General features: G+C 33.0%; 22 protein-coding genes. 11 read left to right on the forward strand and 11 right to left on the reverse strand.

Annotation, left to right across the window (positions count from 1 at the left end; genetic code table 11):
* Positions 1 to 34: 34 nt before the first annotated feature.
* Both Q0783_RS01550 and Q0783_RS01555 read right to left on the reverse strand, forming a co-directional pair.
* Positions 35 to 904 (reverse strand): hypothetical protein, encoded by an 870-nt coding sequence (locus tag Q0783_RS01550; RefSeq protein WP_298892711.1) that lies wholly within the window; start codon positions 902 to 904, stop codon positions 35 to 37.
* A 34-nt stretch (positions 905 to 938) separates the two neighbouring features.
* Entirely contained in the window at positions 939 to 1,646 is a 708-nt protein-coding gene (locus Q0783_RS01555; protein WP_298892713.1) for a DUF547 domain-containing protein, read from the reverse strand.
* A gap of 205 nt (positions 1,647 to 1,851) precedes the next feature.
* On the opposite strand from Q0783_RS01555, the gene Q0783_RS01560 reads away from it, so the two are divergent.
* Genes Q0783_RS01560 through Q0783_RS01585 form a run of 6 tightly spaced genes read left to right on the forward strand, consistent with a single transcriptional unit; the run spans position 1,852 to position 9,130 of the window.
* On the forward strand, positions 1,852 to 3,156 hold the full coding sequence (locus Q0783_RS01560) for an FAD/NAD(P)-binding oxidoreductase (RefSeq protein WP_298754679.1): 1,305 nt from the start codon (positions 1,852 to 1,854) through the stop codon (positions 3,154 to 3,156).
* A 2-nt stretch (positions 3,157 to 3,158) separates the two neighbouring features.
* Complete coding sequence (locus tag Q0783_RS01565; protein ID WP_298892715.1) at positions 3,159 to 4,748, forward strand: 4Fe-4S dicluster domain-containing protein; 1,590 nt, start codon at positions 3,159 to 3,161, stop codon at positions 4,746 to 4,748.
* The gene (locus Q0783_RS01570) at positions 4,748 to 5,575 is read left to right on the forward strand and encodes a toxin-antitoxin system YwqK family antitoxin (protein WP_298892717.1); all 828 of its coding nucleotides are present in this window, start codon (positions 4,748 to 4,750) and stop codon (positions 5,573 to 5,575) included. Before Q0783_RS01565 ends, Q0783_RS01570 begins: the two co-directional genes overlap by 1 nt.
* The gene (locus Q0783_RS01575) at positions 5,572 to 6,270 is read left to right on the forward strand and encodes a glycosyltransferase family 2 protein (protein ID WP_230934125.1); all 699 of its coding nucleotides are present in this window, start codon (positions 5,572 to 5,574) and stop codon (positions 6,268 to 6,270) included. The genes Q0783_RS01570 and Q0783_RS01575 overlap by 4 nt, the downstream gene beginning before the upstream one ends.
* The gene (locus Q0783_RS01580) at positions 6,267 to 7,757 is read left to right on the forward strand and encodes a cellulose synthase family protein (RefSeq protein ID WP_298892719.1); all 1,491 of its coding nucleotides are present in this window, start codon (positions 6,267 to 6,269) and stop codon (positions 7,755 to 7,757) included. The genes Q0783_RS01575 and Q0783_RS01580 overlap by 4 nt, the downstream gene beginning before the upstream one ends.
* On the forward strand, positions 7,757 to 9,130 hold the full coding sequence (locus Q0783_RS01585; RefSeq protein ID WP_298892721.1) for a mannosyltransferase: 1,374 nt from the start codon (positions 7,757 to 7,759) through the stop codon (positions 9,128 to 9,130). The genes Q0783_RS01580 and Q0783_RS01585 overlap by 1 nt, the downstream gene beginning before the upstream one ends.
* A 24-nt stretch (positions 9,131 to 9,154) precedes the next feature.
* Here the strand turns inward: Q0783_RS01585 and Q0783_RS01590 are convergent, their stop codons facing one another.
* Entirely contained in the window at positions 9,155 to 9,460 is a 306-nt protein-coding gene (locus Q0783_RS01590; RefSeq protein ID WP_298754666.1) for a hypothetical protein, read from the reverse strand.
* A gap of 342 nt (positions 9,461 to 9,802) precedes the next feature.
* Between Q0783_RS01590 and Q0783_RS01595 the strand changes: the two genes are divergently transcribed.
* The 5 genes from Q0783_RS01595 to Q0783_RS01615 all read left to right on the forward strand — a co-directional run bounded on the left by Q0783_RS01595 (position 9,803) and on the right by Q0783_RS01615 (position 13,235).
* Positions 9,803 to 10,231 (forward strand): carboxypeptidase-like regulatory domain-containing protein, encoded by a 429-nt coding sequence (locus Q0783_RS01595; protein WP_298892724.1) that lies wholly within the window; start codon positions 9,803 to 9,805, stop codon positions 10,229 to 10,231.
* Between the two features lie 16 nt (positions 10,232 to 10,247).
* On the forward strand, positions 10,248 to 11,261 hold the full coding sequence (locus tag Q0783_RS01600; protein WP_298892726.1) for a transglutaminase domain-containing protein: 1,014 nt from the start codon (positions 10,248 to 10,250) through the stop codon (positions 11,259 to 11,261).
* 5 nt (positions 11,262 to 11,266) lie between these two features.
* Positions 11,267 to 11,806, forward strand: a complete 540-nt coding sequence (locus tag Q0783_RS01605) for a dihydrofolate reductase family protein (protein WP_298892728.1) — start codon at positions 11,267 to 11,269, stop codon at positions 11,804 to 11,806.
* A 13-nt stretch (positions 11,807 to 11,819) separates the two neighbouring features.
* Positions 11,820 to 12,179 (forward strand): MmcQ/YjbR family DNA-binding protein, encoded by a 360-nt coding sequence (locus tag Q0783_RS01610; RefSeq protein WP_298892730.1) that lies wholly within the window; start codon positions 11,820 to 11,822, stop codon positions 12,177 to 12,179.
* Between the two features lie 162 nt (positions 12,180 to 12,341).
* Positions 12,342 to 13,235: a class I SAM-dependent methyltransferase gene (locus Q0783_RS01615; protein WP_298892732.1), complete on the forward strand. Its 894-nt coding sequence runs from the start codon at positions 12,342 to 12,344 to the stop codon at positions 13,233 to 13,235.
* A 12-nt stretch (positions 13,236 to 13,247) separates the two neighbouring features.
* Here Q0783_RS01615 and Q0783_RS01620 read toward each other — a convergent pair whose 3' ends face one another.
* The 8 genes from Q0783_RS01620 to Q0783_RS01655 form a co-directional block, all read right to left on the reverse strand.
* On the reverse strand, positions 13,248 to 14,108 hold the full coding sequence (locus tag Q0783_RS01620; protein WP_298892734.1) for a pseudouridine synthase: 861 nt from the start codon (positions 14,106 to 14,108) through the stop codon (positions 13,248 to 13,250).
* Positions 14,109 to 14,147: 39 nt separating this feature from the next.
* A complete protein-coding gene (locus Q0783_RS01625; protein ID WP_298892736.1) occupies positions 14,148 to 15,098 on the reverse strand; it encodes a carbon-nitrogen hydrolase family protein in 951 nt (316 codons plus the stop codon).
* Positions 15,098 to 16,000, reverse strand: coding sequence for a geranylgeranylglycerol-phosphate geranylgeranyltransferase (locus Q0783_RS01630; RefSeq protein ID WP_298892738.1), 903 nt, complete (start codon positions 15,998 to 16,000; stop codon positions 15,098 to 15,100). The genes Q0783_RS01625 and Q0783_RS01630 overlap by 1 nt, the downstream gene beginning before the upstream one ends.
* Before the next feature lie 10 nt (positions 16,001 to 16,010).
* Positions 16,011 to 16,940, reverse strand: coding sequence for a mevalonate kinase (locus Q0783_RS01635; protein ID WP_298892740.1), 930 nt, complete (start codon positions 16,938 to 16,940; stop codon positions 16,011 to 16,013).
* Positions 16,941 to 17,030: 90 nt separating this feature from the next.
* Positions 17,031 to 18,116 (reverse strand): diphosphomevalonate decarboxylase, encoded by a 1,086-nt coding sequence (locus Q0783_RS01640; protein ID WP_298892742.1) that lies wholly within the window; start codon positions 18,114 to 18,116, stop codon positions 17,031 to 17,033.
* Between the two features lie 87 nt (positions 18,117 to 18,203).
* The gene (locus Q0783_RS01645) at positions 18,204 to 18,749 is read right to left on the reverse strand and encodes a DUF1697 domain-containing protein (protein ID WP_298892744.1); all 546 of its coding nucleotides are present in this window, start codon (positions 18,747 to 18,749) and stop codon (positions 18,204 to 18,206) included.
* Positions 18,746 to 19,957: an NAD(P)/FAD-dependent oxidoreductase gene (locus Q0783_RS01650; RefSeq protein ID WP_298892746.1), complete on the reverse strand. Its 1,212-nt coding sequence runs from the start codon at positions 19,955 to 19,957 to the stop codon at positions 18,746 to 18,748. The genes Q0783_RS01645 and Q0783_RS01650 overlap by 4 nt, the downstream gene beginning before the upstream one ends.
* Positions 19,954 to 20,640, reverse strand: coding sequence for a glycerophosphodiester phosphodiesterase family protein (locus Q0783_RS01655; RefSeq protein WP_298892748.1), 687 nt, complete (start codon positions 20,638 to 20,640; stop codon positions 19,954 to 19,956). The genes Q0783_RS01650 and Q0783_RS01655 overlap by 4 nt, the downstream gene beginning before the upstream one ends.
* Positions 20,641 to 20,692 lie beyond the last annotated feature (52 nt).

A 20,692-nucleotide genomic window follows, 5' to 3' on the forward strand; every position in this document is an offset into this window, starting at 1 on the left:
GATTTAATTTAGACTCCTAATTTAATACTAAAGACTAGAATAATGCTCTTAAGCCTATGTTAAATGTTTGTCCGAGACCTGTATTATTTCCTCTAACAAAATTGGTATATAAGGTTTCAATATTCAAAACTTTACTCAATTGGTACTTTGCACCTCCTCCAACAGCAGTAAAATCTTGTTCAAAATCATTACCAGTATCTATACGTTGTTGATGCTGTACCAATGCTAATATTGTAAATTTCTGACTTGGAAAATAGCTTAAAAATACGCCTGGTGTAAGGCTTAAACTATTATTGGCAAAACTATCTTCTTTTTTTCCGAAGTTATATTCAGTATTAAGTTCTGTAAAAATCTGCCAGTCTCCACTAGGAAACGTATAGTCATAAAAGAATCTATTTTGAAAAATAAACCCTTTTTGGTCTAAAAACACACCATCTTCAGTCTCATTATCCACTAATGGAATATGAAAAGCGGTTTGAATTGTAAAATTACTTACACTTTTAATTGGATTGAATTTTACAGCTGGTGCAAATGATGTAAACCCAGAACGAGCAGTTCCTCTTTCGCCATCAAATGAAAACACATCTAATGCATTTCTATCGTTGATAACGTTTGAACGAAACTCTAATAATAATCCAACATTAAAACTACTGCTCTCTGAAACACCTGTGAATATATCTAATGTAGATGTGAAAAATGTTTGTCTTGGTTCTTCTCCATCTGAAAATGTACTTTCTGTTTGTGTGTAAAGGTTATTAAACCATTTAATATCCCATTGCCCTTTATTTAATAATTTTGAAGGTGTATATTCTTGAATAACACTTTTTTCAGGTTCTTGATCTTCTTGAGAAAATCCTAAAAATGTAAAACTTACTATAGCTATTAATGTGATTATTTTTTTCATTTTAATTCTTTTTTGGTTGTTTAATTTTTCTTTTTTATTGTTTGTTTAAATTCCAATTGTATGCGTAATAGGACACTTTAGATTTTGTAGCAATTTTATCAGTTCTAAAGGTGTTGATGAAATCTATTTCGCTACCATTTTTCACAAAGTCTTCTTTATACCATTTAAAAATTTCTGAAAGCTCAACTTTGTTCTTTTTTACTTTTATGAAATTGGAATTATTAAGTGCTATTTCGGTTTGCTTCTGTAATTGCTTTTCTAAAGTAGTTGGCAAATAAGCCTTATTAATTAGAGGCGGACAACCATTAGCACCACATACTAATACAAAGTGAAAACGTGCATCGCCAAATTGCGCTCTTAATTTTTTGTTTTCTATATCGTTTAATGTGATAGATTCACCTGCAATTTTATATTTGGTTTTATCAAAGAAACCCGCTTTATCTAAAGGTGATTTTATTGGATAGTTATCTATAATACCTTTAATCACAGAGATATTATAGGCATTAATCCAAAATGCTTGATAGGTTTTAGCATCGTTTTTTGACACAGAAATAGTTTCGGTTAAAGACACTAACTTATGTAAAGCCTCTGGGTTGTCATTTATCTTTGAGTAAGCCACTTTCCCATTGGATACATTAGCCTTAAAAAAAGCATCTGCAGTTTTAAAAAATTCAGAAGTACTCTGCGCAAATCCAAAACTTAATGCTCCAAAAAATGCTAGTATTAATATGATCTTTTTCATGATTATAAATTCTTTTATTACAATTTTTACTATGGCTAAGTCGGTTAAAAACCCTTTACTTACAAGGATTTTAAAAAAAACGCCCTGTCTAATTTCCGAAGAAAACCTTACAGAAAAATTTTAATTTAAAACAGATATAAATTAGAAAGCACAATTAAGTTCTTATCTTTAGTAACGACAGAATCGTAGTAACAACCAAAAAATTATGGAGCATATCGTTATCATTGGAAATGGAATTTCAGGTGTCACACTTGCAAGACACATTAGAAAGCTTTCTGACAAAAAAATCACTATTGTTTCGGCAGAAACCGATTACTTTTTCTCTCGTACTGCATTAATGTATGTTTATATGGGACATATGAAGTTTGAGCATACACAACCTTATGAAGATTGGTTCTGGAGAAAGAACAGAATTGAACTTGTTAGAGGTTATGTTCATCATATTGATACCGACAATAAGGTCCTTAAAATTAACGAGAGAGATTTTTTAAGTTATGACAAATTAGTTATAGCAACAGGAAGCAAACCTAACAAATTTGGATGGCCTGGTCAAGACTTATTAGGTGTTCAAGGTTTATATAGCAAACAAGATTTAGATGCTTTAGAGAAAAATGCACCTAATAATGACGTTTGTAAGCGAGCTGTTATTGTAGGTGGTGGACTTATAGGTATTGAATTAGCTGAAATGTTAAATTCTAGACATATTCCTGTTACTTTTTTAGTTCGCGAATCCAGTTTCTGGAACGGCGTATTACCTCAAGGTGAAAGTGCTATGATCAACAGACATATTAAAAATCACCATATAGATTTACGCTTATCTACAAACCTAAAAGAAATTAAAAGTGACGATAACGGACGAGTAAAATCTATAATCATTGAAGAAACAGGCGAGGAGATTCCTTGTGATGTAGTTGGTCTAACTGCAGGTGTATCTCCTAATATTGACTTCATAAAATCTTCAAACATTGAAACTGGGCGTGGTGTAAAAGTAAATAGATATTTAGAAACCAATATACCAGATGTTTATGCTATAGGCGATTGTGCTGAGCAACATGAAGCCATTGGAAACCGGAGACCTATCGAAGCTGTTTGGTATACTGGACGTATGATGGGCGAAACCTTAGCACAAACCATTTGTGGAAATCGTATTCAATATAAACCAGGACATTGGTTTAATTCGGCCAAGTTCTTAGATATCGAATATCAAACCTATGGTTGGGTATTTAGCGAAAAAAGCAAACAAGATTATGAACAACATTTTCATTGGAAACATGAAGACGACACCAAGTGTATAACAGTAGCCTATCATAAAGATACTAATGCGTTTTTAGGAATTAACACTTTTGGAATACGAATGCGACATGAGACTTTTGATACATGGCTTACTGAAAATAGAGATGTCGACTATGTAATGAATCATCTCATAGAGGCCAATTTTGATCCTGAATTTTACAAGCATTTTGAAAAAGATATTTTAAGTGCCTACAACAACCAACTACAAACCGCATAATTATGAGTAATAAATTAAACTATAGTATGTCTTTAGCTAAACCTGATGCTCAAGACTTATCAAAGAAGCAAAAATTAGCTGTAGGAATGGGAGTCATTGGACTGTTCATCTTAGTCTTAGCTTTATTTAATCTTGACTTACCTAATACCTCAATATTTTTAACCGTTTCATTATCGTTAATTTCTGTAGGAACAATTCTATTTGCAAATGACGCCTATCTTACAAAACTAAAAGGTATCAAGAATGATGGTGTTTGGTTTAAGTCGATATCCTCTCGTGGTTCACTAGGATGGATTACCGGAATCGTACTGACCTCGTTTTACGTGGTACTTTATTTCTATGAAGGCCTTCTTGGAGCTGGTGTTGATGGTGCAGCGAACACAGGTTTAATTGGGTTATTCGATCCATTAAGTCAACTACTAAGCGGAAGACCTGCAAGTCAGTGGTTTGTTTACGGAACACTTTATACTATTGCTATTTTAGCCTTTGGCTACAAATTTATTTTGAAATACAGACATAATCGTTATGAACAAATCAGAACCATTTCGGTAATGTTCTTTCAATTAGCATTTGCCTTTTTAATTCCTGAATTTATGTATGTCATGAATTCAGATTTGCCATACTATGATCTTAAAAATGTTTGGCCACTTAACTATTATAACTTTGAACAGTATCGTATCAATTCATTTATCAATGGTGGTACTATTGGTATGGCTATGCTCATTTTTGGAATTGTATCCATTTTTGTAATCACACCTATATTAACGTTCAAATTTGGAAAACGTTGGTATTGTTCATGGGTTTGTGGTTGTGGTGGATTAGCAGAAACTGCTGGTGATTCGTTTAGACATTTGAGTGATAAAAGTCAGAGTGCCTGGAAAATAGAACGATGGGTAATTCATAGTGTTTTAGTTTTTGTGGTATTAATGACAACAGCTGTTATTTATACGTATTTAGGCTATGACCCAGATAAATATTGGTTAACAAGAGATGTGTTTTTATTCTCTGTAGCTGGTTTTCTTACTCTAATTTTTGCCTTGGTTATGATTTTTAAGCGCAATGAATTAGGAAAAGATGCTAGATATGGAGCGATTGGTTATTTTGCCATTATAATTGCTTTAATTGCCATTCACCTCTTTAGTTCGAAAACCAAACTTTTCATTTTTGAAGCAGAGACTTTAAGAACGTCATACGGTTTTCTTATAGGTGCTATTTTTTCTGGTGTTATCGGAACGGGCTTCTACCCTATCTTTGGAAATCGTGTTTGGTGTCGTTTTGGTTGCCCAATGGCAGCAATATTAGGGTTCCAACAGCGTATGTTCTCGCGTTTCAGAATTACAACAAATGGCGGACAATGTATTTCTTGCGGAAATTGTTCTACCTATTGTGAAATGGGAATTGATGTTAGAGCTTATGCACAAAAAGGCGAAAATATTGTTCGATCTAGTTGTGTTGGTTGTGGCATTTGCTCTGCTGTTTGCCCAAGAGGTGTATTAAAATTGGAGAATGATAGTATGAAAGGAAGAATTAATCCGACAGAAGTATTATTAGGTAATGACGTAGACCTAATGGATTTGGTAAATCAAAAATAATGAGACTAATAGTAATATGCCTTCTGTTTTCGTTTTCAGTATATGGACAAAACACCTATCAGAAAAATCCATTTGAAAATGGAACTATTAAATCTGAAGGCTGGTTAGACAATAATCTAAAAACAAAGTATTGGAAATTTTATCATGAAAATGGCCAACTTTCTGAAGAAGGTCATTATAATAACGATAAGAAAAATGGCTTCTGGAAGTTTTACAATGCTAAAGGTCAACTTCAAAAAGAAGGGTATTTCAAAAATGGTTTAAGGGCTGGCTATTGGAAAATCTACGATAAAAATAGTATTATCCAAGAAGGAAACTATAGCAATGGAAAACGAATAAACCATTGGAAGTTTTATTATGCTAATAACGCATTAAAAGAAGAAGGGCATTATTCTAATGATCTAAAAACCAAATATTGGAAATCGTATTACAAAAATGGTCGACTTGAAAAAGAAGGGCATTTTAGGCACAATAAAACGACTGGCTATTGGAGGTTTTATCATAAAAATGGACAATTGGAAAAAGATGGTGAGTTTAAGTTAGGAAAATTCACTAGCTATTGGCAATTTTACAACCTAAATGGAAAAAAGACATCTGAAGGTCATTACGTTAATGGGAAAAAGAAAAATTGGTGGTTGTTTTATGATTCTGAAGAAAAGATAAATCATAAATGTCAATTAGATAACAATCAAAAAAACGGGTATTGTCTAATGTATAAAAATGAAAAACTGGTTTCGGCCGTTAAATATTCCAAAGGAAAAAAAATAAAAGAATGGACGGATTTAGCGTCATTTAAAAAAGAAAATAAACTCAGCGATCTTAAATGACCAAAATTAAAGTGATTATTCCTGCTTATAACGAAGCAGATTCTATAACGCATGTTATAAAAGATATTCCAGACATTGTAAACGAAGTTATTGTAGTGAGCAATAATTCTAACGACGATACCGAAATCAATGCGAAAAATGCAGGAGCTACTGTACTTACTGAACAAAATAGAGGTTATGGTTATGCCTGTTTGAAAGGAATGCATTATATCGCCAGCCAACCAGAACCAGAGCATCCAGATATTTTAGTATTTCTCGATGGTGATTACAGTGATTACCCTGAAGAGCTAACAAAGATTGTTGCACCTATAATTGATAATAATATTGATTTTGTTATTGGAGCACGAGTTAAGAGTCTGAGAGAAAAAGGGTCTATGACAGGTCCGCAAATCTTTGGAAATTGGCTAGCTACTACATTGATGACTTTGTTTTTTAGAGCTAAGTTTTCAGATTTAGGTCCTTTTAGAGCGATTAAGTATGAGAAACTTCTTCAATTAAAAATGGAAGATAAGACCTATGGCTGGACCGTAGAAATGCAACTCAAGGCATTACGACAAAAATTGAGCTACACTGAGGTCCCTGTAAACTATAGAAATAGAATAGGCGTCTCAAAAGTTTCAGGTACGGTAAAAGGTGCTATATTTGCAGGCGTAAAAATCCTAGGCTGGATTTTTAAATACAGTTTTAAAAAATGATTCTTGAAACGACCATAATTGTCATTTACACCATTGCTATCATACTTATTTTTATGTATGCTTTAGCACAGCTCAACCTACTCTTTAATTACTTGTCTTCGAAAAGAGCAGATACGACTTGTGACACTTTTGATTTATCTAACCCAGATGAAATTCCTTTAGTGACCATACAATTACCTGTATACAATGAGATGTACGTAATGGAGCGCCTGTTAGACAATATTGCGCGTATAGATTACCCTAAAGACAAATTAGAAATACAAGTTCTAGATGATTCAACAGACGAAACTGTTGAGACCACACGAAAGCATGTAGAAAAATTACGAGCAACTGGCTTAGACATTAAACAGATTACTAGAACAGATAGGACTGGATTTAAAGCTGGAGCACTTAAAGAAGGTTTAGAAATTGCTAAAGGCGAGTTTATTGCCATTTTCGATGCAGATTTCCTTCCAAAGAAAAACTGGTTGAAACGTACAATCCCATATTTTAAACAGCCAGATATTGGCGTTGTTCAAACACGTTGGGGACATATCAATAGAAACTATTCTATTCTCACAAAAATTCAAGCATTTGCTTTAGATGCACACTTTACCTTAGAACAAGTTGGACGAAACAGTAAAGGTCATTTTATCAATTTTAATGGTACTGCTGGCATATGGCGTAAAGAATGTATTTTAGATGCTGGAAACTGGGAAGGAGACACCTTAACAGAAGATTTGGATCTAAGTTATAGAGCACAACTCAAAAACTGGAAGTTTAAATATTTAGAAGATGTTGAAACACCTGCCGAATTGCCTGTAGTAATTAGCGCAGCGCGTTCACAACAATTTAGATGGAATAAAGGAGGTGCCGAAAATTTTAGAAAAATGCTTTGGCGCGTTTTAAAATCTAAAAATATTTCGACCAAGACTAAAGTCCACGGCCTCTTACATTTACTCAATAGCACCATGTTTTTAAATGTATTTATAGTTGCTGTGTTGAGTATTCCAATGCTTTATATCAAAAACGAATATGCACATTTACGTTTTTACTTTTACTTTATGAGTTTCTTTGTAATGAGTACGGTAATTTTCTTTATCTGCTATTGGTTTATGTACAAGCAAATTTATGGAAGTGGTTTCAAGAGGTTTTTTGGTTATATAGGTATGTTTTTTACATTCTTCTCAATAGCCATGGGCTTTTCTTTACATAACTCTATAGCTGTTCTTGAAGGACACATAGGAAAGCGAAGTGAGTTTGTTAGAACACCTAAATTTAATATTAGTACCATAAAAGACTCTTGGAAAGGCAACAAATACTTGCGCAAAAAACTATCCCTTAATGTCATTGTTGAAGGGCTCTTAATGCTTTATTTTGGATTTGGATTATACTATGCCTTTGTTGTTGGTGATCAGGGTGGTGATTTTGGGTTATTTCCGTTCCACTTAATGTTATTTGTTGGATTTGGCTACGTCTTTTTCAAATCTCTATCTTCTAAAGTATAATGCAATTCTGGAAACTTTATAAAGTTCCGTTACTGCTTACATTTGTTAGCCTTATTCTCTATTGGCTTTTCGCTTATGAACTCATAAGAACAGATTATACAACTCTTATTGTTTTATATTGTTTGCTTTGGTTGACCTTTATTTTTATTCTGAAATACGCCAAAACTCACTTAAAGTTCTTAACGATTATTGCGTTTTTAAGTCGTGCTATATTTATTCTAGCCATTCCCAATCTATCTCAAGACTTCTATAGGTTTATTTGGGATGGCCGTATGATTTTAGAAGGTTTAAATCCGTATTTATATACTCCCGAATCATTTATACAAGCAGGAACAGATTTGCCAGTATTACAAGCAGAAGCTTTATACGATGGAATGGGTGAACTCAATGGAAGTCATTACACTAACTATCCTCCAATTAATCAACTATGTTTTACAATTGCCGCGTTGTTTTCTGGTCATAGTATTTTAGGTTCAGCACTTGTATTACGACTCTTAATTATTGCAGCGGACTTTGGTACACTATTCTTCGGAAAACGGCTTTTGAAGAAATTAAATATTCCTGTAAAAAATATCTTTTGGTATATTCTCAATCCGTTTATTATTATTGAATTAACTGGAAATCTTCATTTTGAAGGCGTGATGATTTTCTTCCTTGTTTGGAGCTTATACTTACTACATTCTAAACGATGGAAATGGGCTGCAGTTGTTTTTGCTTTGTCGATTTCGGTAAAATTAATCCCATTGTTGTTTTTACCTTTATTCTTCTACTATTTTATCTCTTCGCGACCAACACCGAAAAAAGGGTTTTTAAATCTTATTGGATTTTATTCTATTATAGGTATTACTACACTCTTATTATTTGCGCCATTCTTTTCAACAGAATTTATAAACAACTATGCGCAAACTGTTGGATTATGGTTTCAAAAATTTGAATTTAACGCCAGTGTCTATTATGTTGCAAGACATATTGGCTATTGGATTACAGGTTATAATGAAATTGCTATAATTGGTAAAATATTACCAGCTCTGGTTTTTGTTTTTATCATTTCGTTAGCATTTTTTAAGAAACATGTTGATTTAAAAAGGCTCATAACGCATATGTTATTTGCATTTACTTTCTATTTATTTCTAAGTACAACTATTCACCCATGGTATGTTGCTATGCTTTTGATTTTATGTGTGTTTACTGATTATAAGTTTCCTATAGTGTGGAGTTTTATTATCATACTAAGTTATCTAGCATACATAAACCTCAATAAAGCCGATAAGTCTGAAAACTTATGGATAATTGCCTTAGAATACACGATTGTATATGGCGTTTTTATTTGGGAAGTTTTCATAAGAAAGCCGTCTCAAAAAATTGAGGCTTGATCTTAAAGCTTGGGAAGACTAATTTTAGTCGTCGCTCGTTAACCCTGGATCTTGAACCGCTTCTGGATCGTCATTATCAAAAGCCTCATAATCATCTTCATCATAATTTTGCATTGTTACAGCTAGTTTGGTACTTACCTTTACCAAATATTTGGTATCATCTGTAGTAACTTCAACTGCTTCAACAATTTCATTTTTGGCGTTTGTAAATGAAATAATATGGCCATCATCATATCCATATGGATATTTTTCTACTAATAAAGCTAAAATTTCAGGTGTCAACTTTTTAAAATCAACAATAACACGCTTTAAACTGTCTTTTTTATTCATAATTGTATATACCTAGTAGGTTAGAATTAAGATATAACACTCCCTTATTAATATTTAAATAAATCAATAGCTAGTATTAAAATTAAAAAAATAATTTGAGCTAAAGTAAATTATTTATTGCTAGTCATTAAAATTGAATATTAAATATAGGTTAAGGATTGAAAGTTTATTAACGTTAAAGTCTGATTACTTTTTCTTAGAAAACCTTAGATTTCATACTTTTATTAAAATTTCACTCACTGAAAAAGCATTTTCGCTAAATGAGAACTTGAGCTTACTCACTATCATTTGAAAACTCAAAGTGAAGTCTATAGATTTGATGTAAACAAAACAATTATAATTATGAAAACACTAACGATGAAAAGAATTGCACAAACCTTAGGTGTAATAAGTATTGTAATGATTGCCGCAGTTATCTCTAATCCGCTATATGCACAAACGCAAGTTACTGCATCTGCTACAGCTGTTGGTCAACAAATGACGATCAAAGGGAAAGTAAGTGATGACAAAGGACCATTACCTGGAGTTAACATTGTACTTAAAGGTAGCAAGGTTGGGGCTATTACTGATGGAAAAGGTGAGTTTACATTTCCGAAGGCATTAAGCTCAGGAGACATTTTGGTATTTAGCTTCTTAGGTTATGAAAAGCAAGAGGTTAAAATTGATTCAAATACAACATTTATCAATTTAGTATTATCAACCGATCTTGTTGAGATCATGGGAGCTGTATCTACAGATAAACCATATAAATCTAAGCGCTCAAAAAATTAATATAGCATTTGTTTAGATGAAAACAAGGCTATTTGTACTGCTCTTCATAGTTGCATTTCAAACGCATGCACAATTATCTGACTTTGAACATATCAATTTTCGAAAAGCAGATAGTGCGGCAATGGCATGCAAAGATGAGGGGCTTAGTAATTTACCAGAATTAGCTTATAAACTCACTTCTAATTTAGATACAGATGTAGAACGCTTTAGAGCCATTTATTTATGGGTTTGCTCTAACATTGCAAATGATTACAGTCTGTATCAAAAAAATAAGAGAAAACGCTACAAGTATAAAAACGATAGTATAAAACTCAATGCTTGGAATACGCGTTTAAAAAAAGAAATTTTCCGTAAACTCTTAAAACAAAAACGAACCATTTGCACAGGTTATGCTTATATCTTACAAGAGCTTTCGAAAATGGCCAACCTCAATTGTAAAATCGTTCATGGGTTTGGACGAACGAGCATGACAGATGTCGAAAAGCTTGATGCTCCAAATCACTCATGGAATGTCATTCAACTTAACGGAAAGTGGTATCTCTGCGATCCAACTTGGGCTAGTGGGATACCAAATCCTGAAACAAATGAATTTGAATTTCAATATAACGATGGGATGTTTCTTACCAACCCGAAACTCTTTGCTGTAAACCATTTCCCTATAGATGATAGATGGATGCTTCTAAAGGAAAACAAGCCAACATTCGACGAATTTCTTAATGCTCCAGTTATTTATGGCAAGGCCTATACCAACTTAACGGGTCATGATGCACCAAAAAAAATGCATCATATTATTCAAAAGAATGAAAAAGTTGTCTTTAAATATCAACTTCATAAATCAGTTGAAGAAGATGATATCAAGTTTCTCATTGACAATGGCTATCATAACAAAAAAATAAAGCCTACATCTACTCTTATTGAGAACGAGAATTTAACTCTAGAACACCTATTTGATACTAAAGGGTTTTACGATGTACATTTATACATTGGTGAAGATTTAATTTCAACATATACAGTAAAAGTAAAAAGTTGAATACTATGTCTAAAGTTACTATACACATGGTTTCAAGCTTAGATGGTTTTATAGCCAAAAAAGATGGAACTGTATCATGGCTTCAATCTAAAGACACTTATGATAAAGGAATCACCCTCTCTCAAGAAGATATAGAAAACTACCTCAAAACGATACACTGTTATGTTATGGGCTCAAAAACCTACGAACATGCATTAGAGTTAGGATGGCCTTATGGCGATAAGCCTGTTTATGTATTAAGTCATAGATCTTTGAAATCAGACAAAAAAAATGTCATGTTCTTTTCGGGAGATATAAACAAACTCATAACCCATAAACTTAAACCTAAGTATGAGAATATATGGGTTGTTGGAGGCGCAATGATTACCAAAGAAGTAATTCGTTTGAAATTAGCAAATGAAATTATCATTTCAATGATGCCAATTATTCTTGGTGACGGCACACTCTTTTTCGATTTTATTGGTCAAGAACACAATCTTCATCTAAAAGATGTTACGGCTTATAAAGATGGAATGGTAGAGTTAACTTATGATATAAAACAATAATACAAACTATATTTTGAACATCGAAGACTACCGAACATATTGTCTATCTAAACAAGGAGTTACAGAATCATTACCGTTTCCTAAACTTCAAAATGTTCTTGTGTTTAAAGTGGCAGGAAAAATGTTTACAGCAACAGATATTGATACGTTCTCAAGTTTCAGTATAAAATGCATACCAGAAACTATAGATGACCTAAGAGCTCAATACTCTGCTCTTGAAGAACCATCCTATTTCAGTAAAAAACATTGGAGTAAAGTTCTGGTAGATGGAAGCATTAAAGATGAAACGCTATACAGTTGGCTAGATATTTCTTATGATTTAGTTGTTTCTAAGCTTACAAAAAAACAAAGACGTCTTCTACAGCAGCAGTAAAACTAAATGAAAATTTCAACTTGTAAGTCTAAGTCTGTTTTTTAATATTTAAATTTTAAAAACCAAGTGTTTTCACTTCGGTTCAGTTTCTTTTACTAAATTAGTATCCTATGCCAACTTATGTTTTAAAAACGTGTTGTCAATAATTTTTAAATACGATTAGTGAAAAGAGCAATAAAAAAAATAGTCGACAAATTACCATACGTCAAAGGGTTAAAAGCGCAATTAGACCAACTACATGTTCCACCAGGACATTATTATTCACCAACAATATCGAAAGAAGATCTCGTAAAACGATCTAAAAACATCTGGAAAGATCATCCAAGGCAAATTATTGGATTGAATCTTAATGAGGAATCTCAATTGAGTTTACTCGACGAATTTGCTGCCTATTACAAAGAATTACCTTTTGAAGCTACTGAAAAAGAAGGGTTGCGCTATTATTATGAGAACCGAATGTATAGTTATTCCGATGCTATATTTCTTTTTTGTGTGCTCAGAAAGTATACACCAAAACGTATTATTGAAGTTGGATCTGGGTTTAGTTCTGCAGTTACATTAGACACTAATAATTTGTTCTTCGATAACAACATGGAGTGTACTTTTATTGAGCCTTATCCAGAACGGTTAAACTCGCTTCTTTTTGAAAGTGATTCGATTAGACTTCTCCAAAAACCTGTTCAGGATGTTGAACTTTCGCTTTTTGAAGAATTGGAAGCCAACGATATTCTATTTATTGATTCTACGCATGTTTCTAAAACTGGTAGCGATGTTAACTTTCTTATGTTTGACGTTTTACCACGATTGAAAAAAGGTGTGAAAATTCATTTTCATGATATATTCTATCCTTTTGAATATCCGAAACGTTGGGTCATAGATGGTAAACGAAGCTGGAATGAAGATTATTTATTACGTGCTTTTTTAGCATACAATGATAAGTTCAAAATCATCGCGTTCAATACATTTTTAGAAGAATTTCATGAAGATTGGTTTAAAGCCAATATGCCTTTATGCTTAAAGAATAGAGGTGGAAGTATCTGGTTGGAGGTACAATAAAATAAGACGCTATTATAACATCTGCAAAGTATTTACTTCTTGTTGTGTCAAATGCTTCCAATGTCCGCGAGGTAAATCTTTTTTCGTCAAGTGGCCAATCTGTACACAATCTACTTTAATAATATCATACTTTAGATAATCAAAAATAGTATGTAAAATAGAATTACCTGTATTCTTTATTTTCAGACCAATTTTGGTTTTTGGCTGACCATCGATATAACTAACCTCTTCTACAGAAACAAGTTTACCTTCAAGTTTAAAGCCTTCTTGGATTTTTTTGAAATCATCAAACTTTAAGTTTTTATCTAGCTCTATTTCAAATAATCGTGCAACACCATTCTTAGAATTTGTAAACTTCTTAACTACTGCATCATCGTTAGTAAACAATAACAATCCTGTTGAGTTTCTTCCTAAGCGACCAATGGGTTTAATACGTGTGTTTGTAGAATTAGCGACCAAATCCATAACCGTTCGTCCTTTGCTCTCACTAGTTGTTGTGGCAAACCCTTTAGGTTTGTTTAGTAATACATACGTTTTCTTTTCCGGATTAATTCGTGCACCATCAAAACGTACTTCATCATCTAGCTTCACTTTATAACCCATTTCGGTTACTACCTTTCCATTTACCGTAACACTTCCGATAGAGATATGCATATCTGCATCTCTTCGAGAACAAATACCCGAATTTGCAATGTATTTGTTTAAACGTATTTCATCTGGATTAGAAACTTTAGAAGTTGCAGATGCTTTCTTCTTAGGAAACCTGTTTCCTTTTGCATTATCTCCACCTCTACCATATTTTTTATTAGCAGGTTTCTGATCTCCTTTTCCCGAAGTTTTTCCTTTTCCGCTACGTCCTTGCTGTCTACTCATGATGACTAAATTTTGCGCAAAGGTACTATAATAGTTGAACTAATCTATAAATTTAGTTGTAGATTGACGCTCGCGGTTAACCGATAACTGAGTTACATCTGGTCTTGAGTAATGACCTACAGCATCAAAATTTTGACGTTCTTCTAAAACACGATTGAAATCCAGCGTATGATATATTAATCCTTCTTTATGTAAAACAGGTTCTATCAACCATTCGCCATCTGGCCCAGCAATACAACTTCCACCATTAGCAAGAATCTCAGGTGCTTTCTCAAGAATTTGATTCAAATTTGGTGTGTCTTTCGGAAAATCATCCCTTGTCATTAAACTTGAAACTGAAATCACAAATGAACGTGACTCTCGAGCAATAAATCGTGTAATATCTTTTGTATTATGATCGCTTCCTGGCCATACAGCAATGTGCACATTTTCTCCTAAACCGTAGAGTGCTGCTCTTGGTAACGGCATCCAGTTTTCCCAACAATTAAGTCCGCCGAGCGTAAAATCCTTTAACGAATGTACTTGTAAACCATTACCATCACCTGGAGCCCAAGTTAAACGCTCATCATAGGTAGGTTGCAATTTTCTATGAACAGATTGCACCAAACCATCAGTATCAATATACACCAATGATGCATAAACACTATGACCACCTCTATCTGTAGGACGTTCAATAATACCTAAATACACGGCAATGCTATGCAGTTTAGCTAATTCGCAAACAGTATCTAAATCTCCTTTTTCAATCGTAATAGAATTGCTTACATAATGCGCATGCAATTCTTTATTGACCTTAGTATTCCATTCTGCTCCACCAGTTAGTGCTAACCAAAATGGATAACCTGGTACCAAGCCTTCACCAAAAACAATAAGTTCGGCTTGTTCTTTTGCTGCTTCAACAATAGAGTTTTCAACTTTTTTGAGAGTTTCTACTTTATTTAACCAAACTGGTGAAATTTGTGCTAGGGCAACTTTTAGTGTATGATTCATTAGATACGATTTAAAACAACATTTACATTAATTAAAACTATACAAAACACACCTGCCACTATAATAAACTTTAAAATATTATGAAGTATCAAATAATGTGTTTTAGTATTAGATTTCCATAGCAATAGTAGAAAAACAAGAAGTAAAATTACAGAGAGGTAGAAAAATAAATACATGTGACCTACATTGTAATTATTGAGCAACAAATAAATAGGGACACTAGTAAGTGCGATCAAAGCAGTTAACATAAGCTTTGAGGCTTTTTCACCGTAAACAATAGGTATCGTTTTATAGTTGAGTAATAAATCCCCTTTCATGTTTTCTAAATCTTTGGTTAATTCTCGCATTGAAATCATTAAAAACAAGAAGATGGCGTGCACAAAAATAACAGACTCAAAATTCTTGTAGTATAGAAAAATGGCGAAAAAAGGGAGAATGGTAAGTATCGCAGAGGTCAAGTTTCCTATGAATGGAAGTTTCTTTAATTTATGTGAGTAGAACCAAATTCCGAAAATGTAAAACGAAAAAAATAATACCGCATAAAATGACACATAACTTGCCATGATTACTGCCGAAAAATTTAATACAAAATAAAAAGAAAGTTTAGTGTTTTGACTTATCAGTCTATCAAGTTTAGACTTATTGGGTCTATTGATAAGATCTTTTTCAGAATCATAAAAATTATTAATGATATAACCTGCTGCAATGGTTACTGCAGAAGCTAAAACTAACATCAATAAGTTAAGGTCAAGCACCACTGCTTTAAGAGGCTTATCATGTGCTAAAATATAGATAGCTGTTAGGTATTGAGCAATAACAACAATAAGAATATTATAACCGCGAACCACAGAAAACATGCTAAAGAACTTTAGCAGAATATGTTTTTGTTTACGGGAAAACATAAATGACCTTTTAGAAGTTATATACGACTTCTAATTTATAATCTTTAAGTGAATGTTTAGCACGATCGATATCTTCGGTAAAACCTAAGATATAACCTCCTCCGCCAGAACCGCAAAGTTTTAAGTAATACTCATTAGTTTCGATTCCTTTTTTCCACAGCTCATGAAACTGTTTTGGAATCATTGGTTTAAAATGGTTGAATACCACTTTAGATAATTGTTTTGTGTTTTTAAATAGCGATTTAATATCTCCTTTTAGGAAATCATCTACACAAGCATCTGTATGTTTAATGAATTGATCTTTAAGCATACTTCTAAAGCCTTCTTGCTTCATGTTTTCCATAAAAATTCGAACCATAGGAGCAGTTTCTCCAATAATTCCAGAATCTAATAAAAACACAGCTCCTTTTCCGTTTGCTTGTTGCGCAGGAATTCCTGTAGCCTCAATATTATCTTTAGAATTGATTAAGATTGGAATACTTAGGTAACTATTTAAAGGGTCTAAGCCTGATGACTTCCCATGAAAAAACGATTCCATTTCAGAAAAAATAACTTTAAGTTTCAATAACTTTTCTCGAGTTAGGTTTTCTAAAACTGTAATTTTATCATGTGCATATTTATCGTAAATCGCAGCAACTAGAGCGCCACTACTCCCAACACCATAGCCTTGAGGTATTGACGAATCAAAATACATCCCAGCATCTACATCACGACTTAAAACTTCAATATCAAACGTTACCAATTCATCATCAATATCTTTGAGATAAGACACAAACTGCTTTAAGCTTTCATTAGATTTTACAGCATCGTGCGACGGATTTTCATCTGTCTTTAATGCGCCGTTGTAAAAATTATAAGGGATAGATAAACCTTTAGAATCTTTGATAATTCCATACTCACCAAAGAGTAGAATTTTTGAATAAAAAAGAGGTCCTTTCATGTATTTTAGCGATTAGCTTTAACAAATATACGTATTATTCCAGTATGTCGTTTATAATCAATAGTTAAGACATTTATAAATTATTAACATTTAAGCGTTAATTAATTGAGCTCCAAATCCTATTTGATCGCTAATATAATGTCCGTTTTGACAATATCCAACTAATTCATTTTTAATAAAGTCTAGTACAGTTTCTTTTTCATTTTCAGGATACAACACATGCACATTAGCTCCGGCGTCTAAAGTAAAACATACTTTTGAGTTAGTTGCATTTCTATAAGCCCAAATTTTATTGATAATTTCTAAAGTATTAGGTTTCATCAAAATGAAATAAGGCATACTCGTCATCATCATGGCGTGTAAGGTAAGGGCCTCACTTTCTACAATCTTGATAAATGCATCAACATCTCCATTTTTAAAAATAGAAATGAGCTGAGACATATGTTCATGAGCTTGTTCAAAACGACGATGTGCAAATGGATGATTATGCATCAAGTTATGGCCAACAGTACTACTTACCTGCTTTTCTCCTTTATCAACCAATAAAATAGTGTCTTGGTAATTTTTAAATTTTTGATGCACCTCATACGGATATTTAACACCATAAAGATCAGAACTTCCTTCTATTTCTTGATGTGTTCCCCAAACGATTAAGTCACCTTCAATACTTCGGCACGCACTTCCAGAACCTAAACGCGCTAAAAAAGATGCTTTTTGGTTGAACATGGCTTCAGAAATATCTCCTAAAAGTACTCTTTCAACACTCATTAAACACAAAGCCAAGGCACTCATTCCTGAAGCGGAAGATGCAATACCAGAACTATGTGGAAATGTGTTAGCTGTTTCAATCTTAAAGTGATACACTTTTAAAAACGGAACATAGCGTTCGATACGCTTAAAAAACGTTTCAATTTTTGGTTTGAAATCGTCTTTTTTTTCATCATCTAGATAGACTTCAAATGAAAACTCACTAGAAGTTTCTTTTTTTGAAAAACTAAGAGTAGTTGTTGTTTTACAGTGATCTAATGTAAAACTTACCGAAGGATTTTCTGGAATTTGGTGTTCTTTTTTTCCCCAATATTTCACTAAAGCAATGTTACTAGGAGATGACCAAGTAAAACTGCCATTGTCGATAGTTTTCACATAAGGTCTTGAAATAAAATAATTTTCAGTCATGTACTATTTAATTCTAAGAAATACTGTAAATGACAGCATAACAACAATAGTCAATTAATTTTTAGCAAAAATAGTGAATATCTCTTGTTATTTTTCATTTTCTAAAGACATTGCCAATAACTTTACCATGGTTCTATAATTTCTAGATGTTGCTCTTACATTTAGCTTCTTTTCAAACATATTCATATTGAATTTTGATTTGCCATAACCTACAGATGAATAAAAATATAGGCAATCTTTAATAATTTGAAACTCTTCATTGTCATAAGTGATTTGCATCACCTCGTTAACTAATTCTTTTTTAGGGATCCTGCTAAGTATAGTGAAATAACTATTCTCTTTTTTCTCTTCGGAAAATGGGCAAGCATCAAAAATCTGTTCTATTTCATTTCTAGTTCTCGCCATAACTGGGACTTCAAATCCGAAATGATCTAAAATCGCTTGTTGAACGATCTGTTCTACTTTTTCATAATCTTTTTCTGAAGATTTCAATATGATGTTTCCGCTTTGAATATAAGTTTTCACGTCTACAAATCCTTGTTTAGACAGTAACTCACGTAATTCGGCCATAGGCACTTTTTTATGACCGCCAACATTAATTCCTCTTAAAAGTACAAGGTATATATTCATCATTTTGATATGGCTTTTGCAGCAATATAAGCTCCTGTCCAAGCATTCTGAAAGTTAAATCCTCCAGTAACAGCATCTATATTTAAAATCTCACCTGCAAAATACAGATTTTCATAAAATTTACTTTCAAAGGTTTTGAAATTTACTTCTTTAAGGTTAATGCCACCAGCCGTTACAAACTCTTCTTTGAAAGTACTTTTACCGTTTACAGCAAATACAGCCTGTGTAAGCTGTGAAGCCAATTGTTCGGTTTGGAATTTATTAAGATCTGCCCAACGTGTGTCATTAGTTATGTTTGAGGCCAATACTAATTTTTGCCATAAACGTTTTGGTAATTCAAATTGCGCCAATTTAAGCACTGTTTTTCTAGCTAAATCTTGTTTTAGAGTCTTTAAATGATCTAAGCAATCGTCTAATGATTGTTTAATAAAGTTCACTTCAATTTGAAACTTATAATCACGTTTAGCCAATTCTATGGCTCCAAAAGCAGAGAGCTTTAAAATGGCTGGAGCACTCATGCCAACATGTGTGATTAGCAATGGTCCTTCGCTCCATAGATTTGAACCTTTTACTTTTACTTCAACATCTAAGGCAACAACGCCAGGAATACCTTTAATGCGCTCATCTTTAATATCAAATGTAAATAAGGACGGAACTGGTTGAACTACAGTATGACCTAACTCTTCTAACACCTTCCAAATTTTAGGATTACTACCAGTAGCTACCATTATTTTTTTTGCCGAAAAATCACCTTGAGTTGTCTCTAATAGCCATTGTTCATTTGACTGTTTTAAAGACTTCAGTACATGATTATACAGGACATCAACCTTATGTTTTTTTACTTCGTTTAAAAAGCAATCAATAATCGTTTGAGACGAATTGGTTACAGGAAACATACGTCCATCATCTTCAATTTTTAAGGCCACACCTCTTTTATCGAACCACTCAATAGTATCACCTGTCATAAATTGGTGAAATGGTCCTAAGAGCTCTTTTTCCCCTCTTGGATAATTACCTACTAGTTCAGGTGGCACAAACTCGGCATGCGTTACATTACATCGTCCTCCTCCAGATATTTTTACTTTTTGAAGTCCTGTTTTTCCACGTTCGAGAATAGCGACACTTAGGTTTGGATTGAGTTCGGCAATATTAATAGCTGCAAAAAAACCTGCCGCACCTCCTCCAACTATTATTACATCATATGATTTCATAGGCGATCTGGATTATCAGAAATTATAGCATCTACACCATAAGTTTTCATTCGTTGAATGGTTTGAACGTCATTGACCGTCCATGTAATGACTTTATAACCTTCCTTTTGAGCTCGTTTCACATTTTCACGTGTTACCAAAGCTACATTTGGATGAATAGCATAAGCATTTATAGTATTAGCAAATTCTAAAGCATCAGTAACACTAGCTTTTGTTAGAATCGCTAAACGCAAATTAGCATTGATTTTAAACACCGTTTCAAGTTCATGGTGCTGAAAACTTGAGATGATAAAATCTTCGGCTGTCCATCCTTTAGTATTCATAAAATGAGTGACTACATTGCATGTTTCTAGAGCTGTATCCTTTCCTTTGAGTTCTATATTGAGTATACATTTTCTATCAATGATATTTAAGACCTCTTCCAAAGTTGGAATAGCATATTGGCCATCAACCTTTATTTTTTTCAACTCACTTAAGGTATGTTTAGATACTTCTCCCATCCCATTGGTCATTCTATCCAGAGTAAAATCATGAAATACAACAAGTTCACCAGAAGCACATTTATGAACATCAACTTCAATACCATCTACATTAAGTTCCATTGCCTTTTCTATAGACTCAAGAGTATTTTCAGCGATATGGCCTTTAGCGCCTCTATGTCCAATTTTAAGTGGTTTTTTCATAGAGTATAAAAGTATTAAATTCAACTGTAGAACTATCAACAAAACTAATTTT

Origin of the sequence: uncultured Psychroserpens sp. (assembly GCF_947500255.1) — a bacterium.
In the GTDB taxonomy this organism is placed as follows: Bacteria; Bacteroidota; Bacteroidia; order Flavobacteriales; family Flavobacteriaceae; genus Psychroserpens.

Excerpts from the sequence above, each read along its gene's own strand:
- Q0783_RS01550 (WP_298892711.1), bottom strand. The coding sequence starts at position 904 with ATGAAAAAAATAATCACATTAATAGCTATAGTAAGTTTTACATTTTTA.
- Q0783_RS01555 (WP_298892713.1), bottom strand. The coding sequence starts at position 1,646 with ATGAAAAAGATCATATTAATACTAGCATTTTTTGGAGCATTAAGTTTT.
- Q0783_RS01560 (WP_298754679.1), top strand. The coding sequence starts at position 1,852 with ATGGAGCATATCGTTATCATTGGAAATGGAATTTCAGGTGTCACACTT.
- Q0783_RS01565 (WP_298892715.1), top strand. The coding sequence starts at position 3,159 with ATGAGTAATAAATTAAACTATAGTATGTCTTTAGCTAAACCTGATGCT.
- Q0783_RS01570 (WP_298892717.1), top strand. The coding sequence starts at position 4,748 with ATGAGACTAATAGTAATATGCCTTCTGTTTTCGTTTTCAGTATATGGA.
- Q0783_RS01575 (WP_230934125.1), top strand. The coding sequence starts at position 5,572 with ATGACCAAAATTAAAGTGATTATTCCTGCTTATAACGAAGCAGATTCT.
- Q0783_RS01580 (WP_298892719.1), top strand. The coding sequence starts at position 6,267 with ATGATTCTTGAAACGACCATAATTGTCATTTACACCATTGCTATCATA.
- Q0783_RS01585 (WP_298892721.1), top strand. The coding sequence starts at position 7,757 with ATGCAATTCTGGAAACTTTATAAAGTTCCGTTACTGCTTACATTTGTT.
- Q0783_RS01590 (WP_298754666.1), bottom strand. The coding sequence starts at position 9,460 with ATGAATAAAAAAGACAGTTTAAAGCGTGTTATTGTTGATTTTAAAAAG.
- Q0783_RS01595 (WP_298892724.1), top strand. The coding sequence starts at position 9,803 with ATGAAAACACTAACGATGAAAAGAATTGCACAAACCTTAGGTGTAATA.
- Q0783_RS01600 (WP_298892726.1), top strand. The coding sequence starts at position 10,248 with ATGAAAACAAGGCTATTTGTACTGCTCTTCATAGTTGCATTTCAAACG.
- Q0783_RS01605 (WP_298892728.1), top strand. The coding sequence starts at position 11,267 with ATGTCTAAAGTTACTATACACATGGTTTCAAGCTTAGATGGTTTTATA.
- Q0783_RS01620 (WP_298892734.1), bottom strand. The coding sequence starts at position 14,108 with ATGAGTAGACAGCAAGGACGTAGCGGAAAAGGAAAAACTTCGGGAAAA.
- Q0783_RS01625 (WP_298892736.1), bottom strand. The coding sequence starts at position 15,098 with ATGAATCATACACTAAAAGTTGCCCTAGCACAAATTTCACCAGTTTGG.
- Q0783_RS01630 (WP_298892738.1), bottom strand. The coding sequence starts at position 16,000 with ATGTTTTCCCGTAAACAAAAACATATTCTGCTAAAGTTCTTTAGCATG.
- Q0783_RS01635 (WP_298892740.1), bottom strand. The coding sequence starts at position 16,940 with ATGAAAGGACCTCTTTTTTATTCAAAAATTCTACTCTTTGGTGAGTAT.
- Q0783_RS01640 (WP_298892742.1), bottom strand. The coding sequence starts at position 18,116 with ATGACTGAAAATTATTTTATTTCAAGACCTTATGTGAAAACTATCGAC.
- Q0783_RS01645 (WP_298892744.1), bottom strand. The coding sequence starts at position 18,749 with ATGATGAATATATACCTTGTACTTTTAAGAGGAATTAATGTTGGCGGT.
- Q0783_RS01650 (WP_298892746.1), bottom strand. The coding sequence starts at position 19,957 with ATGAAATCATATGATGTAATAATAGTTGGAGGAGGTGCGGCAGGTTTT.
- Q0783_RS01655 (WP_298892748.1), bottom strand. The coding sequence starts at position 20,640 with ATGAAAAAACCACTTAAAATTGGACATAGAGGCGCTAAAGGCCATATC.